The sequence below is a fragment of the Streptomyces antarcticus genome, from assembly GCF_026627255.1.
In the GTDB taxonomy this organism is placed as follows: Bacteria; Actinomycetota; Actinomycetes; order Streptomycetales; family Streptomycetaceae; genus Streptomyces; species Streptomyces antarcticus.
Map to the genome: position 1 here is coordinate 1 of NZ_JAPNLM010000057.1, position 15636 is coordinate 15636.

Genomic DNA, 15636 nt, shown 5'->3' on the forward strand with positions numbered 1-15636 from the left:
GTGGGGTGCCGGCCGGGACTGCATGATTTATGGCGGCTGGGGCTGACTTGGTTCTTGCGGGGGGCTCGCGCCACACATCACGTTTTACGTCCCGGCCGGCACCCCACCCCGTCCCCGTCCCTGGCGGGCCACCCGTCCCCGGTCCCGGACGGCGCCCCCGTCCCCGGTCCCGGCCGGCGCCCCGTGCCGTCCCCGGTCCTGGCCCCGTTCCTGGCCTCCGTCCTGCCCCGGTCCTGTGGCCCCCCGGGAGGGGTCAGGCGTAGCGTTCGCGTAGGCGGTATTTGAGGATTTTGCGGAGGGCTTCGTTGCGGGGGAGGGATTCCAGGAGTTCCAGTTGTTCCGGGAGCTTGTGGGTGGCCAGGCCCTGTGCGCGGAGGTGTGCGGTGAGTTGCGGGAGGGTCAGCGGGGCGGCTCCCGGGGGCTGTTCCACGACCGCGCAGACGCGTTCGCCGCGTGCCGGGTCGGGGAGGCCGATGACCGCGACGTCCGCGACGCCGGGGAGCCGGTGCAGGAGGTCCTCGATCTCCTTCGCCGAGATGTTCTCGCCCTTGCGGATGATGACGTCCTTGCTGCGGCCGGTGAGCACCAGGTAGCCGCCCCGGGTGAGGTGGCCGAGGTCGCCGGTGATCAGGTAGCCGTCGGCGTCGAAGACCTCCGCCGACTGGTCCTGGTCCAGGTACCCGCGGCAGACGGCCTCGCCCTTGAGGCGGACCTCGCCGTCCGTGCCCGGGGGCAGCGGCGTGCCGTCGGGGGCGGTGACGCGGATGGACATGCCCGCCGGGGGGCGGCCCTCGGTGGTGGCCAGGTGGTCCGCCGTGTCGTCCGGGGCGCCCATGGTGATCATCGGGACCTCGGTCATGCCGTACCCGTGGGTCAGCTGGCAGCCCATCTCGCGTACGACCGCGTGGTAGATCTCCGGCGGCTTGGGGGCGCCGCCGCCGGCGAGGAGGCGGAGGGTGGGGATGAGTCTGGTCGCGGGGTCCTTGCGCTGTTCCGTGAGGAACATGGAGTAGAAGGCCGTGGAGCCGCCGGCGACCGTGACGCCGTGGCGGCGGTAGCCGTCGAGCGCGTCCGGCATGGCGAACTTCTCGAAGAGGACGGCCGGGAAGCCGTAGAGCAGCAGCATGACGGTGTAGTCGGGCCCGGCTATGTGCGCGAACGGGAAGGCCATCGAGCCGACGTCGGCCGGGCTCAGGTGCAGGGCGTGGGCGAGGCAGGAGCCGCCCGCGATCAGGGACCGGTCGGTGTGCAGGACGCCCTTGGGGTCGGAGGTGGTGCCCGACGTCCAGTAGATCCAGCGGACGTCGGTGCCGGAGGCGGGCGGCGGGGGCAGGACGGCGGGGTCGCCGTCCGGGAGGTCCTCGTACGCCTCGAAGACCCCGCGGGCGCCGAGCCGCTCGGCCATCGCCGGGTAGTCGTGGCCGCGCCACCGGCCCGGTACGGCGAAGAACTCGGCCTTGGACTCGCGGAGCGCGAAGCCGACCTCCCGGTCCCGGTAGAAGGGGATGACCGGGGACTGGACGGCTCCGATCCGGGCGAGGGCGACCGAGAGCAGCACGGTCTCGATGCGGGTGGGGAGCTGCCAGGCGACGACGGTGCCCGGGCGCACGCCCATGCCGTACAGGCCGGCGGCGACGCGCTCGGAGCGGTCGCGGAGTTCGCCGAAGGTCAGCCGGCGGTCGTCGGCGGGGTCCTCGGCGGCCTCGATGAGGACGGTGGTGTGCGGGGTGAGCGCGGCCCGGCGGTCGATCAGCTCCCACAGGGTGCGGGAGCGGCTCAGTTCTGTCGCGGTGTCCGGCATCCCAGACCTCCCTTAGCTGACGGATAGTCAGATCCAGCGGAGAGCGTAGGGCTCCGGCGCTTGTCGGTCCAGGGGTGGCGGGGCTAGCTTGTTTCTGACGATCCATCAGATTGGGGAGACCTGTGGAACTGCCTCGGATCATCAGCGTCGACGACCACGTGATCGAGCCCGCGCACCTGTTCGACGTCTGGCTGCCCGCCAAGTACCGCGACCGCGGCCCCAAACCGCTCACCGCGGGCATCGGCGAGCTCCAGTACACGGGCGGCAAGTACGTCATCTCCATGGACCCCGACGGCCCGCCGACCGACTGGTGGATCTACGAGGACCTGAAGTTCCCGTACAAGCGCAACATCGCCGCCGTCGGCTTCGACCGCGACGACATGACCCTGGAGGGGATCACCCGTGAGGAGATGCGCCGGGGCTGCTGGGATCCCAAGGCGCGGCTGCTCGACATGGACCTCAACCACGTCGAGGCCTCGCTGTGCTTCCCGACCTTCCCGCGCTTCTGCGGGCAGACCTTCGCCGAGGCCCACGACAAGGAGGTGGCGCTCGCCTGCGTGCGCGCCTACAACGACTGGATGGTCGAGGAGTGGTGTGGCGACAGCGGCGGCCGGCTGATCCCGCTGTGCATCATCCCGCTGTGGGACATCGACCTCGCGGTCGCGGAGATCCGGCGCAACGCGGCTCGCGGCGTGCGGGCGGTGACCTTCTCCGAGATACCGACCCACCTCGGCCTGCCGTCGATCCACTCCGGCTACTGGGACCCCTTCTTCGCCGTCTGCCAGGAGACCGGCACGGTGGTCAACATGCACATCGGGTCCAGCTCCCAGATGCCCGCCGCCTCCCCGGACGCGCCGCCCGCCGTCCAGGCCTCGCTCAGCTTCAACAACGCGATGGCCTCGATGATGGACTTCCTGTTCAGCGGCGTGCTGGTGAAGTTCCCGGCGCTCAAGCTCGCCTACAGCGAAGGCCAGATGGGCTGGATCCCGTACGCCCTGGAGCGCGCCGACGACGTGTGGCAGGAGCACCGCGCCTGGGGCGGGGTCCGGGACCTGATCCCCGAGCCGCCGTCCACCTACTACTACCGGCAGATCTTCTGTTGCTTCTTCCGCGACAAGCACGGCATCGCCTCGCTGGACGTGGTCGGCCGCGACAACGCCACCTTCGAGACCGACTACCCGCACGTGGACTCGACCTTCCCGCACACCAAGGAGGTCGCCCTCGACCACGTGAAGGGCCTCGACGAGGAGACCGTCTACAAGCTGATGCGCGGCAACGCCATCCGCATGCTCGGCCTCGACCTGGACCGCTGATGGACCTCACCTACACCGAGGAGGAGCAGGACTTCCGGGCCCGGCTGCGCGCGTGGCTCGCCGTCGTGCTGCCCGGGCTGCCCGCCAGGCCGTCCCCGGACGACTGGCCGGGCCGCCGCGCCTACGACGCGGGCTGGCAGCGCCGGCTGTACGACGCCGGGTACGCGGGCCTGCACTGGCCGCTCGACGCCGGGGGCCGCGGCGCCACCCCGACCCAGCACCTGATCTTCCTGGAGGAGACCGAGCGCGCGGGCGCCCCGTACGTCGGCGCGAACTTCGTCGGCCTGCTGCACGCCGGCCCGACCATCGCCGCCGAGGGCACGGCGGAGCAGCGGGCGCGCTGGCTGCCGCCGGTGCTGCGGGGCGACGAGGTGTGGTGCCAGGGGTTCAGCGAGCCGGACGCGGGCTCCGACCTGGCGTCCCTGCGCACGCGCGCGGTCCGGGACGGCGACGCGTACGTGGTCACCGGCTCGAAGGTGTGGACCTCGCACGCGGAGGTGGCCGACTGGTGCGAGCTGCTGGTGCGCACGGATCCGGACGCCCCCAAGCACCGCGGGATCACCTGGCTCGCCATGCCGATGGACGCGCCCGGAGTGACGGTGCGGCCGCTGCGGACGCTGGCCGGGTCCGCCGAGTTCGCGGAGGTGTTCCTCGACGAGGTGCGGGTCCCGGTCGCCAACCGGGTCGGCGCGGAGAACGACGGCTGGCGGGTCACCATGGTCACGCTCTCCTTCGAGCGGGGCACCGCCTTCGTGGGTGAGGTCGTCGCCTGCCGCCGGACCCTGGGCGAGCTGGCCCGCAGGGCCAAGGAGAACGGCAGCTGGGACGACCCGGTGCTCCGGCGCAGGATGGGCCGGCTGTACGGGGAGTTCGGCGCGCTGTGGCGGCTCACGCAGTGGAACGTCAGCGAGGCGATGGGGGTCCCCCCTGTTCGAGCGAAGTCGAGAACTCGGGGGAGTTCCGGCGGGGTCCCCGGCACCGGCGGCTCCGTCTTCAAGCTCGCGTACTCGCACGCCCGGCAGGAGCTGTACGACACGGCCGCGCAGGTGCTGGGGGCCGGGTCCCTCGTGCTGGACGAGGAGTGGACGCTGGACCGCCTCTCGTCCCTCTCGTACACGATCGCGGCGGGCACCTCGCAGATCCAGCGGAACATCGTCGCCGAGCGCATCCTCGGCCTTCCGAAGGGCCGGTGAGGGGCGTGCACTTCCAGCCGACCGAGGACCAGGAGGCGCTGCGCGCGGGCGTACGGGACCTCCTGGCGGGACGGTACGGGCGCGAGGAGCTGCGGGCGTCGGTGGACGGCGCGGGGCCGGCCGGCGGGCCGGTGGTGGACCGGGGGCTGTGGCGGGAGCTCGGCGAGGCCGGGTTCTTCGCGCTGCGGCTCCCGGAGGCCGAGGGCGGGGTCGGGCTCGGGCTGCCGGAGGCGGTGCTCGTCTTCGAGGAGGCCGGGCGGGCCCTGCTGCCGGGGCCGCTGGTGGCCACGCACCTGGCCGCCGGGGTGGTCCCGGGGGCCGCGGCGGGGAAGGCCGTGGTCACCGCCTTCGACCTGGGCGGGGACCTGGTGGCGTACCTGGGGGAGGCGGACGCCGTCCTGGGCGCCTCCGGGGAGCCGCCGCCCGCCGGGGAGCCGGTCCGCTCGGTGGATCCGCTGACGCCGCTGCACCGGGTGGCGGCGTACGGGGACGTCTCGGAGTACCGCGCGACGGGGACGCTGCTGACGGCGGCGCTCCAGGTCGGCAGCGCGCTGCGGACGCTGGAGCTGGCGGTGCGGTACGCGGCGGAGCGGGAGCAGTTCGGACAACCGATCGGCGCGTTCCAGGCGGTCAAGCACCTGTGCGCGGGGATGCTGGTGCGGGCGGAGGTGGCCCGTACGGCGGTCTACGCGGCGGCGGTGACGGCCGCCCCCGGGGAGATCGCGGCGGCCGGGCTCCTCGCGGACGAGGCCGCCGTGGCGGGCGCCCGGGACTGCCTCCAGGTGTACGGGGGGATGGGCTTCACCTGGGAGGCGGACGTGCACCTGCACCTGAAGCGGGCGTGGGTGCGGGCCGGGCAGTGGGGGACCGCTGCGCAGGCGGAGGAGCTGCTGGCGGAGGAGCTGCTGGCGTCGGGGTCGTAACCCCCGGGGTCGTAACCCCTCGGGGCCGTAGCGCGGAGTGACGGGAGCGCTCGCGGAAAGCGCCGGGAGTACACGGTGAGTGCGCGGGGCAGGCGCGGGACGACGGAAGAGGTACGGGAGGGAAGGGGTGGGACGCATGTCCGATTACAGAGAGTTGATATCGGTTTGTGTCCTTCGCCCGACTCGTTACGGCCCGGAGTCGGGGGCCTGCTCCGGTACGCTCCCACGAATGCGAGCGGTTGAGCGGCGAGTGCGTCGCACAGTATGCACCACGCCTACTCCTTCGCGCGGGAATATGCCCGAAGCGCTTGTTGTGGTGACTGTACGTCAACCATGCTGCTCCGCAAGGGGATCACACTGGGTGATCCCGTCCTGTCGCGAGGCGAAGTGTCCGCCGGTTCGGATGGTGTGAGCGGTGCAGGTGCTTCAGGTTCAGCTGGAGGTAGGACCCGATCCCGCCGAGGTCGGCCGGGCGCGCCGGTGGGCCCGTTCCCGGCTGGCGGGCTCGGGCATAGGGGACGACGAGCCGCTCGCGGAGACGCTGATCCTGCTGATCTCCGAGCTGGTGACGAACGCGGTCGTGCACACGGGCTGTCCGGCCGTGCTGCGGATGCTCTTCGGCGAGCCGGGGGTGCGGGTCGAGGTCGCCGACGCGAGCGACCGGGCTCCGGCGCCCCGGCAGGCCGCCGGGGACGACACGGGCGGGCGGGGCCTGGAACTGGTGGACGGCCTGGCGGACCGCTGGGGCTGGCAGCGGGAGGGCGCGGGAAAGCGGATCTGGTGCGAGGTCGACCGTGCGGAGAAGGCGGCGGCGGACTGCGCGTCGGACGGGCCGCCGCAGGATCACCCTTCCGGACGGGAACCGCGCGTGTACCTCTAACGAGGTGTTGACGATCCGTCACGTTTTGACCACCCTGGTGTGGAGCGATTCGACGCGAGGGGACGCCAAGGGCAGGCCTTGACGAGTGCGGGTCGCGGGGTGGCGGCTGCCGTGCCGCGCTCGGGGCGTGCACGCGCGCCGCCGCCACCCGTGAAACTCCGGAGGTCTCAGCCGTCGGTGCAGATCACGTCGTACGGGCGGCCGATCCCCATGGTCAGCCTGATGGGATCCGTGGTGCCGGAGGGGCACTCGGACTGCGTCTTGACGAGGCCGAGGACCTTCTGGGCACCCGAGCCGCCGCAGGCGACCTCCTTGGCCTGGGAGGTCACGCAGTCGCCCTGGACCAGCTGGCCGCCGCCGGCGCCCGCGTCGCCGGGGTGGTCGTTGGACAGGTTGCGGCCGCAGACGGTGTTGGTGGGGATGCCGCTCGACGTGCCGCCGCCGTAGGAGATGCTCACCTGGATCATCAGGTCGGTGCCGGGCGGGCACTGGATCGAGCCGGGGAGGATGCTGGCGTCCTTGATGTCGATGGCCTTGAACGAGGCGCCGGTGGCGGAGCAGTCCTGCCGCTTGTATCCGTCGGGGGCCTTGGCGGGGTCGGGGCCGCCGCAGTCGCCGACCTTCCACGCGCTGGAGGTGTCGGAGGAGGACTCGGGTGATCCGGGGTCCTTGGCGGTGGGCTTGGCGGACGGGGGCGCCGTGGCGGAGGCGGATCCCGACGGCTTGCCGTCGTCCCCGCGGACCGTCTGCAGGGCGAAGTAGCCGCCGACGATGATCACGGCGAGGATGATGACGGTGGTGATGGTGCCGCCCGAGCGGCGGCGGGGGGCGGGCGACGGGGGTACCTGGTACGGGTTGGTCATCGGGCTTCTCCTGCGGGGATCGTGGTGGAGACGGGGTGGGACGCGCGTACGGTGACGCGTCATGTCCACCTCATGGTTCCACTGGGCGTGGCCCGCGAGCGGCCGGGGTGGTCGTGCGCGGCGGTGCCCGTCCCGCCCGCCCCGCCGGGCTCAGAGCACGGCCACCGGGGCCACCGGGGTGCCGACCGCGCCGACGAAGGGCTCGGGCATCGCGGAGAGCAGGAAGGCGTACCGGCCCTCTTCTGCACAGGCTGTGGACAACTTTTCGAGATTCCAGTTCTGGCCCTGGTGCATGCCCATCTCGACCAGGTCGAGGGCGTGGACGGGGAGCCAGAGGTCCTCGTTCTCCGGCGGGAAGATCTCGAAGGTCAGGGTGTCGTTCGCGACGGCCGCGACGTCCCGGGCGTGGAACCACTCCGGGGTGCGGATCGACAGGCCCGGGGACGGGAAGCCGTACGCGTGCTTGTCGCCCGCCAGGTAGACCTGGACCTGGCCCGTGCGGACCAGGACGATGTCGCCCGCGCGGACGGTGACCCCGCCGAACTCCTCGGCCTCGGACAGGTCTTCGGGGGTCACCGCGTGCCCGCCCGGCAGCCGGTCCAGGCCCTTCGCGCGGGCCACGTCCAGCAGGACCCCGCGCGAGACGATGGGCCCGGCCTTGTCGATGCCGCTGAACTCGGCGCGGCCGTGCGCGGTGATCGAGGAGGCCGGGCGGCCGTTGTAGATCCGCCCCGAGTGCGAGACGTGGGTGAGCGCGTCCCAGTGGGTGCCCGCCTGGAGGCCCATCGTCACCGCGTCGTCGCTGCAGGCCACCGTGCCGGGGCCGAAGATCTCCTGGTTGATCTGCACCATCGTGTGCAGGGGGTTGATCCGGCCGGGGATCATGCCGACCTGGACGCCGTCCTCCTTCAGCGGCAGCGCCAGCGGGACGCGGCGGCCGCTGCGGATCTCGGCCGCGGCGGCCCGGACCACCTCGTCGGTGACGAGGTTCAGGGTGCCGATCTCGTCGTCGGCGCCCCAGCGGCCCCAGTTGTTGACGCGCTTGGCGATGTCGTGGAACTCGGGGGACAGGGACATGGACCTCATCAGCTCCTTGCGAAGGCGGAGAACGCGGAACCCGACTGGGGCTTGTGCAGGTGCGTCCGACTGCCCATAGAATCTAACGGACCGTCAGAAAACGCGGGAAGGGGCCGGACGTGGGGAACTTCTTGGCAGGCAGGACCGTCGCCGTCACCGGCGCCGGCCGGGGCATCGGGCGGGCCGTGGCACTCGCCGCGGCCGCCGAGGGCGCCAAGGTCGTCGTCAACGACTACGGCGTGGGGATCGGGGGCGGCGAGCCCGCCAGCGAGATAGCCGAAGGCGTCGTCAAGGAGATCCTCGCCGCGGGCGGCGAGGCCGTCGCCGTCGCCGACGACGTCTCCACCATGGCGGGCGGCCAGCGCATCGTCGACACCGCGCTCGCCCGGTACGGGCGCCTCGACGGAGTCGTGTGCGTCGCCGGGATCCTGCGCGAGCGGATGCTGTTCAACATGTCCGAGGAGGAGTGGGACCCGGTGGTCGCCACCCACCTCAAGGGCACCTTCACCGTCTTCCGCGCCGCCTCCGCCGTCATGCGACGGCAGGGATCGGGCACCCTGATCGGCTTCACCAGCGGCAACCACCAGGGCTCGGTCGCCCAGGCGAACTACAGCGCCGCCAAGGGCGGGATCATCTCGCTCGTCCGCTCCGCCGCCCTCGGGCTCGCCAAGTACGGGGTCACGGCCAACGCCGTCGCACCCGTCGCCCGTACCCGCATGTCGGCGAACGTCCCCATGGAGCTCAAGGAGATCGGCGAGCCCGAGGACGTCGCCGCGCTCGTGACCTACCTGCTCAGCGACCGGGCCGTGGCCACCGGCGGCGAGCGGATCACCGGGCAGGTCTACACGATCGCCGGTCCGAAGATCGCCGTCTGGGCGCAGCCGCGCGAGCTGCGCGCCGGGTACGCCGAGGGCTCCTGGACGCCCGAGAAGATCGCCGACTTCCTGCCCGGGACGGTCGGCACCGACCCGATGCCCATGCTGGCGCAACTGGAGGCCATGGCGAAGGCGGCGGCCGCCAAGGACCGCCCCAACGCGTAGGGAGCGCGATGGACTTCAGCTTCGGTACCGAGGACGAGGAGCTGCGCGCCCGGGCCCGGGCCTGGCTCGCCGAGCACCTGACGGGCCCGTACGCGGGCGCGGCGGGCCTCGGCGGGCCCGGCAGCGAGCACGAGGGGGTCGTGGAACGGCGCGCGTGGGAGCGCGAGCTGGGCCGCGGCGGCTGGATCGGGCAGGGCTGGGACGCCCCGGCCGGGACCTACGGGCAGCGGCGGCTCTCCCTGACCGGGCAGGTGGTGTGGGCCGAGGAGTACGCGGCGCTGCGCGCCCCCGGCCGGGTCGGCCACATCGGGGAGAACCTCCTCGCGCCCACCCTCCTCGCCTACGGGTCCCGGGAGCAGCGGGACCGCTTCCTCCCGGCCATCGCGCGCGGTGAGGAGCTGTGGTGCCAGGGCTACAGCGAGCCCGGCGCCGGCTCCGACCTCGCGGGCGTGCGCACCGCGGCGGTGCGCGACCCCGCCGACGGGCTGTACCGGGTCACCGGGCAGAAGATCTGGACCTCCCTGGCCCAGGACGCCGACTGGTGCTTCGTCCTGGCCCGCACCGAGGCCGGCTCGCGCCGCCACCGGGGACTGTCGTTCCTCCTCGTACGGATGGACCAGCCCGGCCGCGTCGAGGTCCGGCCGATCCGGCAGATGTCGGGGACCTCCGAGTTCAACGAGGTGTTCTTCGACGGGGCCGTCGCGGCGGAGCTGGTCGGCCGCGAGGGCGACGGCTGGACGGTGGCCATGGGCCTGCTCGCCCTGGAACGGGGCGTGTCGACGCTGGTCCAGCAGATCGGGTTCGCCGCCGAGCTGGAGCGGGTCGTCGCCGCGTACGCCGCCTCCGCGCAGGCCGGGGACCCGGTCCTGCGCGAGCGTCTCGTACGGCAGTGGGCGGAGCTGCGCACCATGCGGTGGAACGCGCTGCGCACCCTGGGCGCCGAGGGCGGGCCGGGGGCGCCGAGCGTGGCGAAGCTGCTGTGGGGCGGCTGGCACCGGCGGCTCGGGGAGCTGGCGGTGGAGGTGCGGGGCGCGGCGGCCGCGGCCGGCCCGGGGGCCTGGGCGCCCGGGGTGCCGTACGAGCTCGGGCTGGACGAGGGGCAGCGGCTGTTCCTGTTCACCCGGGCCGACACCATCTACGGCGGCTCGGACGAGATCCAGCGGAACATCATCGCCGAGCGCGTGCTCGGCCTGCCTAAGGAGTCCAGGTGAGAGGCGTCGTGTTCGACGGCAAGCAGGCCCGGGTAGTCGACGACCTGGAGATACGCGATCCCGGGCCGGGGGAGGTGCTCGTCGCGATAGCGGCGGCCGGGCTCTGCCACAGCGACCTGTCGGTGATCGACGGGACCATCCCGTTCCCGCCGCCGGTGGTCCTGGGGCACGAGGGCGCGGGGATCGTGGAGGCGGTCGGCGCGGGCGTCACGCACGTGGTGCCCGGCGACCACGTGGCCCTGTCCACCCTGGCCAACTGCGGGGCGTGCGCGGACTGCGACCGGGGGCGGCCCACGATGTGCCGCAAGGCCATCGGGATGCCGGGGCAGCCCTTCTCGCGGGGCGGGCAGCCGCTGTTCCAGTTCGCCTCGAACTCCGCGTTCGCGGAGCGCACCCTGGTCCGGGCCGTGCAGGCCGTCAAGATCCCCGACGACATCCCGCTGACGTCGGCGGCGCTGATCGGCTGCGGGGTGCTGACGGGCGTCGGCGCGGTACTGAACCGGGCGAAGGTGGACCGCGGCGATTCGGTGGTCGTCATCGGCACCGGCGGCATCGGGCTGAACGTCCTCCAGGGGGCCCGCATCGCCGGAGCCACGACCATCGTCGCGATCGACGCGAACCCGGCGAAGGAGGCGGTGGCCCGGCAGTTCGGGGCCACGCACTTCATCGACGCCTCGGCCGTGCCGGATTCCCCGGCGGCGGTCCGGGAGGTCCTGCCGACGGGAGCGGACCACGCCTTCGAGTGCGTGGGGAACGTGAAGCTGATCCGCCAGGCGATCGACCTGCTGGACCGGCACGGGCAGGCGGTCCTGCTCGGGGTGCCCGGCTTCAAGGAGGAGGCGTCCTTCCTCGTCTCGTCGATGTACCTGGACAAGACGATCATGGGCTGCCGGTACGGCTCCTCGCGCCCCCAGCGCGACATCGCCCTGTACGCCGAGCTGTACCGGCAGGGCCGGCTGCTGCTGGACGAGCTGGTCACCGAGGTCTACCCGGTGGAGGACTTCGCGAAGGCGGCGGACGACGCGCATCACGGGCGGGTGGCGCGCGGGGTGCTGACCTTCTGACCTTCTGACCTTCTGGGTTTCTGGGTTTCTGACCGGGTGCCGGTGCCGGTGCCGGTCCCGGTCCCGGGAACGGCTCGGCTCCCCCGCCGACGGGTTCGCACCCGCCGGCGGAGGAGCCGGGAACCGTGTCACCGTCAGTCGAGGACGTCCGGGATCGGGTCGGTGTTGCTGCGCTGCAGTGCCGCGCCGGAGCCGGTGGCAGAACCGAGCGACCAGTCCATGAGCTTCATCGCGTCCGCGTAGCGCTCCTCGTCGTTCAGCAGGACACCGATGACGGTCTTGCCGTTACGGGTGCCGGAGAAGACGATGCACTTGCCCGCGGCCGTGCCGGTGCCGGTCTTGACACCGATGGCACCGGGGTAGGCGTAGCCGGTGGGACGCTCCCGGATCAGCAGGTTGCTGTTGCCCCAGGTGGCGTCGGTGGAGGTGCCGCCGGTGCTGTAGGTCGTGGCCTTCACGAGCTGCGGGAAGACCTTGCCCTTCATGGCGTACTTGGTGAGCTTCGCCAGGTCGCGCGGGGTCGTCAGGTTCTTTCCGGTCGGCGAGATGCCGTCGAAGGAGTCGTAGGTGGTCTTGGTCATGCCCAGGGACTTCGCCTTGGCGTTCATCTGCGCGATGAAGTCCGCGGTGCGGGCCGGCGTGGTCGCGCCCTTGCCGAAGGCGTCCGCGAGCGCGTAGGCGGCGTCGCAGCCCGACGGGAGCATCAACCCGTACAGCAGCTGGCGGACCGTCGGGGTGGCGCCCACCTTCAGGTGGGCCGTGCTCGCGCCCTCACGGACGACGTAGTCCGCGTACTCCTGCTTGATGGTGACCTTCTTGTTGAGGTCCACACCAGGAGTCCGCAGCACCACCTGAGCGGTCATGATCTTGGTGGTACTCGCGCCCTGGAGCTGGGTGTTGGGGGCCTTGCTGGTGAGCGTGGCCCCGGAAGTGCCGTCGATCAGGATCGCGCCGGCGGCCGTGGTGGGGGGTGCGGCGACCGGAGCCGCCGTCGAGACCGGCGAGGCGGCGACCAGGAGGGCCCCGGTGGCTACCGTGACGGCGACCGCGCCGCGCGTGCGGCGCATGAGGTTCAATATCAAGTCAAATCCCCGTGTATCCGAAGAAGTTCCGAAGGGGCGGAACGCCGAGATGTCCCAGCCCTTCCGGGAGCTTACGTAGCGGATGCCCGGAGGAACATCGGGGAGCGGGGTCAAAGCCCGTTCTGGGGCCGTTCGGTCGGCTCCGGGGCGGCTGCGGGGCGGCCCCGGGGCGGCCCAAAGTCGGCCGGGAGTCGGCCCGGAGGCGACCCGGTCAGTCGCTGAAGCGGCCGAAGCGGCCCTTGTGGAAGAGCAGCGGATCGCCTTCACCGGCGGCCCCCATGGCCTCGACGCGGCCCACGACGATCAGGTGGTCGCCGCCGGTGTGGACGGCGTGGATCCGGCAGTCGATCCAGGCGGGCACGGCGTCCAGCTGGGGCGACCCGGTGACCGGGGCGGGCGCGTGGGCGACGCCGGCGAACTTGTCGGCGCCGCTGACGGCGAAGGAGCGGCACAGCGCGCCCTGTTCGGCGCCGAGGATGTTCACGCAGAACACTCCGGCGCGGGCGATCCGCGGCCAGGTGGTCGACGTACGGGCCACCATGAAGGTGACCAGCGGCGGGTCGAGGGAGAGCGAGGCGAAGGACTGGCAGGCGAAGCCGGCCGGGCCGTCCCCGGCGCCGGTGCCCTCCCTGCCGCCGTTGCCGTCGCCGCTGGCGTCCCCGTCCTCGACGGCCGGAGCCGTGATGACGGTGACGCCGCTGGCGAAGTTCCCCAGGACGGCGCGGAACTCGGCGGGGCTCACCGGCGCGCGCTCGTCCGCCCGGACCGCGCGCAGCTCGGGGCGCGGGAGAGCGTCGACGGGCTCGGGCCCCGCGCCCGGTCCGGCCGGGGCCGAGGTGGGGGAGCCGACTGACCTGAGGTATCGGACGACGGTGGCCGCCATCCCTGCATGTCCCATCACACGGTCGATTGAAGCTGACGGGTCGTCAGATGGGAAGGGGTGCGGCAGGCCCGGCCGGTCACCGCCACCGGGTACGGGTGCCGGGACGCAACGGGCGCGCGGAGCCCGCGCGTCCGGGCCGTGCCGGGGGTGGGCCCGTGACGGGGGTGGGTCCGTCGGGGGTGGTTCAGTGCCGGGGTGGGTCCGCCGGGGGTGGTTCCGTGCGGGGGTGGATCCACGCCGGGGGTGGTCCCGCCGGGGTGGTTCCGTGCCGGGGGTGAGTCCGCCGGGGGTGGTTCAGTGCCGGGGCGGGGCCCAGCTGGGTGTGGCTCCGCCGGGGGTGGGCCCCTGCCGGGGTGGGTCCGCCGGGGGTGGCTCCGTGCTGGGGGTGGGTCCGCCGGGGTGGTTCCGTGCGGGGGTGGTCCCGCCGGGGTGCCTCCGCGTCGGTGGTCCCGGGGTGGGGTGGCTCGGGGGTGGGGTGACCTCCGGGTGGGGGCGCTTCGCGGGGGCCGCCGTACGGGTGAACACCTCGGCCCGGTGGCGGCCCGTACGCCCGTGCCGTCGCGGGGCTGGGCATCGTGGCAGCGACCGCGTACCGCGCACTCCCGGAGGACCCCCATGCTCGGCACCGACTTCCGTACCGGATCACCCAACTGGCTCGACCTCGGCAGCCCCGACGTCCCGGCGGCCACCGCCTTCTACGGCGCCGTGTTCGGCTGGCGGTTCGCCCCGGCCGGCCCCGACACCGGCGGCTACGGCTTCTTCCAGGTCGACGGCAAGACCGTCGCCGCGATCGGGCAGCTCACCGAGGAGGGCGCCTCGTCCGCCTGGATGCTCCATTTCATGACCCCCGACGTCCGGGCCACCGCCGCCGCGGTGCGGGCGGGCGGCGGGACCGTCCGGATGGAGCCGATGGACGTCATGGGGGAGGGGTGGCTGGGGCAGTTCACCGACCCGCAGGGCGCCCAGTTCGCGTGCTGGCAGCCCGGGCGGACCGCTGGTTTCGACCTCGCCTCGGCCGACAACACGCTGGTGTGGGCGGAGCTCCACGTACCGGACCCGGTCGCGGACATCGGCTTCTACGCCGGGCTCTTCGGGTGGCGGCACGCCGAGATGGACGCGCCGGGCATGACGTACCGGGTCCTGAGCATCGCCGACGGGGACCAGGAGGACGGCTCCTTCGGCGGGGCCGCGCCGCTGGCGGACGGGGGCGCGGAGCAGGCGCGCTGGGTGCCGTACTTCAACGTGCCGGACGTCGACGCCACCACCGGGCTGGTGGAGCGCAACGGCGGGTCCGTGCTGATGCCGGGCGCGGACGTGCCGGAGGTCGGGCGGATCGCGTGGGTCGCGGACCCGGCGGGGGCGGTGTTCGCGCTGCTGAAGCCGAACCCGTCCCAGCGGTAGGGGTTCGGGGGGCGGGCCGGGGCGGGCCGGGGCGGGCCGGGGCGGCAGCCTCGGTGCCGCCCCGGCGCCTGGGGCTACCGGCCCCGGTACGTGGGTGTGCGGCGCTCCACGAAGGAGGCGACGCCTTCGTTCGCGTCGGCCGTGGTCATGTTGATCTCCTGAGCGGCGGCTTCGGCGGCCAGTGCGGACGCCCGGTCGACGTCGAGGGAGGCGTTGACCAGCTGCTTGGTCAGGGCGAGGGCGCGGGTCGGGCCCTGGGCGAGGCGTTCCGCCCAGGCGCGGGCCGTCTTCTCCAGCTCGTCGGCCGGCACGACCTTGTTGACCAGGCCCAGGCGCTCGGCGTCGGCCGCCGGGACGGCGTCGCCGAAGAACATCAGCTCCTTGGCCTTCTGCGGGCCGACGAGGCGGGGCAGCAGGTACGCGCCGCCGCCGTCCGGGACCAGGCCGCGGCGGACGAACACCTCGATGAAGCGGGCCGGTTCGGCGGCGATGACGAGGTCGCAGGCGAGCGCGAGGTGGGCGCCGATGCCGGCGGCGGTGCCGTTGACTGCGGCGATGACGGGCTTCTCGCAGTCGAGGACCGCGGTGATCAGGCGCTGCGCGCCGAGCCGGATCGTGCGCGCCACGTCGCCGGCGACGCGCTCGCCCGCGGCCGGGGCGCCGCGGAGGTCGGCGCCGGCGCAGAAGCCTCTGCCGGTGGCGGTGATGACGACGGCGCGCACGGCGGGGTCGGCGGAGGCCTCGCCCAGCAGCGCGATGACGCGCTCGCGCTGGTCCCAGGTGACGGCGTTCATGGCCTCGGGACGGTTGAGGGTGATCCAGGAGACGCCGTTGTCCGTGCGGTGGAGGATGTCGTCCGGGGGTGCGCTGCTCAAGGGGGGCTCCCGTTCGGGTGGGGTGGGGTG

Annotated in this window: 14 protein-coding genes; 8 read left to right on the forward strand and 6 right to left on the reverse strand. The window is 73.1% G+C overall.

The genetic code is table 11. From position 1 onward, the window contains the following. Positions 1 to 253 precede the first annotated feature (253 nt). Positions 254 to 1801: a class I adenylate-forming enzyme family protein gene (locus OTB16_RS38300; protein ID WP_267727424.1), complete on the reverse strand. Its 1548-nt coding sequence runs from the start codon at positions 1799 to 1801 to the stop codon at positions 254 to 256. Positions 1802 to 1923: 122 nt separating this feature from the next. Here OTB16_RS38300 and OTB16_RS38305 point away from each other — a divergent pair, with 122 nt between their 5' ends. The 4 genes from OTB16_RS38305 to OTB16_RS38320 all read left to right on the forward strand — a co-directional run bounded on the left by OTB16_RS38305 (position 1924) and on the right by OTB16_RS38320 (position 6110). After that, on the forward strand, positions 1924 to 3114 hold the full coding sequence (locus tag OTB16_RS38305) for an amidohydrolase family protein (RefSeq protein WP_267727425.1): 1191 nt from the start codon (positions 1924 to 1926) through the stop codon (positions 3112 to 3114). Further along, the gene (locus OTB16_RS38310; protein WP_267727427.1) at positions 3114 to 4307 is read left to right on the forward strand and encodes an acyl-CoA dehydrogenase; all 1194 of its coding nucleotides are present in this window, start codon (positions 3114 to 3116) and stop codon (positions 4305 to 4307) included. The genes OTB16_RS38305 and OTB16_RS38310 overlap by 1 nt, the downstream gene beginning before the upstream one ends. 5 nt (positions 4308 to 4312) lie before the next feature. Beyond that, complete coding sequence (locus OTB16_RS38315) at positions 4313 to 5230, forward strand: acyl-CoA dehydrogenase family protein (RefSeq protein ID WP_267727429.1); 918 nt, start codon at positions 4313 to 4315, stop codon at positions 5228 to 5230. A gap of 415 nt (positions 5231 to 5645) precedes the next feature. Beyond that, the gene (locus OTB16_RS38320) at positions 5646 to 6110 is read left to right on the forward strand and encodes an ATP-binding protein (RefSeq protein ID WP_267727432.1); all 465 of its coding nucleotides are present in this window, start codon (positions 5646 to 5648) and stop codon (positions 6108 to 6110) included. A 167-nt stretch (positions 6111 to 6277) separates the two neighbouring features. Here the strand turns inward: OTB16_RS38320 and OTB16_RS38325 are convergent, their stop codons facing one another. Together OTB16_RS38325 and OTB16_RS38330 are read right to left on the reverse strand one after the other, a co-directional pair. Continuing rightward, on the reverse strand, positions 6278 to 6973 hold the full coding sequence (locus tag OTB16_RS38325) for a hypothetical protein (protein ID WP_267727434.1): 696 nt from the start codon (positions 6971 to 6973) through the stop codon (positions 6278 to 6280). A 150-nt stretch (positions 6974 to 7123) separates the two neighbouring features. Beyond that, positions 7124 to 8050, reverse strand: a complete 927-nt coding sequence (locus tag OTB16_RS38330; protein WP_267727436.1) for a cyclase family protein — start codon at positions 8048 to 8050, stop codon at positions 7124 to 7126. A gap of 119 nt (positions 8051 to 8169) precedes the next feature. Here OTB16_RS38330 and OTB16_RS38335 point away from each other — a divergent pair, with 119 nt between their 5' ends. Genes OTB16_RS38335 through OTB16_RS38345 form a run of 3 tightly spaced genes read left to right on the forward strand, consistent with a single transcriptional unit; the run spans position 8170 to position 11365 of the window. Further along, entirely contained in the window at positions 8170 to 9090 is a 921-nt protein-coding gene (locus OTB16_RS38335) for an SDR family oxidoreductase (protein ID WP_267727438.1), read from the forward strand. Positions 9091 to 9098: 8 nt separating this feature from the next. Further along, a complete protein-coding gene (locus tag OTB16_RS38340) occupies positions 9099 to 10301 on the forward strand; it encodes an acyl-CoA dehydrogenase family protein (RefSeq protein ID WP_267727440.1) in 1203 nt (400 codons plus the stop codon). Next, on the forward strand, positions 10298 to 11365 hold the full coding sequence (locus tag OTB16_RS38345) for a Zn-dependent alcohol dehydrogenase (RefSeq protein ID WP_267727442.1): 1068 nt from the start codon (positions 10298 to 10300) through the stop codon (positions 11363 to 11365). The genes OTB16_RS38340 and OTB16_RS38345 overlap by 4 nt, the downstream gene beginning before the upstream one ends. Positions 11366 to 11499: 134 nt before the next feature. Here OTB16_RS38345 and OTB16_RS38350 read toward each other — a convergent pair whose 3' ends face one another. Together OTB16_RS38350 and OTB16_RS38355 are read right to left on the reverse strand one after the other, a co-directional pair. Next, on the reverse strand, positions 11500 to 12432 hold the full coding sequence (locus OTB16_RS38350; RefSeq protein WP_267727445.1) for a D-alanyl-D-alanine carboxypeptidase family protein: 933 nt from the start codon (positions 12430 to 12432) through the stop codon (positions 11500 to 11502). Positions 12433 to 12658: 226 nt separating this feature from the next. Next, a complete protein-coding gene (locus OTB16_RS38355) occupies positions 12659 to 13330 on the reverse strand; it encodes a flavin reductase family protein (RefSeq protein WP_267727449.1) in 672 nt (223 codons plus the stop codon). 615 nt (positions 13331 to 13945) lie between these two features. On the opposite strand from OTB16_RS38355, the gene OTB16_RS38360 reads away from it, so the two are divergent. After that, positions 13946 to 14731: a VOC family protein gene (locus tag OTB16_RS38360; RefSeq protein WP_267727447.1), complete on the forward strand. Its 786-nt coding sequence runs from the start codon at positions 13946 to 13948 to the stop codon at positions 14729 to 14731. A 74-nt stretch (positions 14732 to 14805) separates the two neighbouring features. Here the strand turns inward: OTB16_RS38360 and OTB16_RS38365 are convergent, their stop codons facing one another. After that, positions 14806 to 15606 (reverse strand): enoyl-CoA hydratase/isomerase family protein, encoded by an 801-nt coding sequence (locus OTB16_RS38365; protein ID WP_267727451.1) that lies wholly within the window; start codon positions 15604 to 15606, stop codon positions 14806 to 14808. Positions 15607 to 15636: the final 30 nt, after the last annotated feature.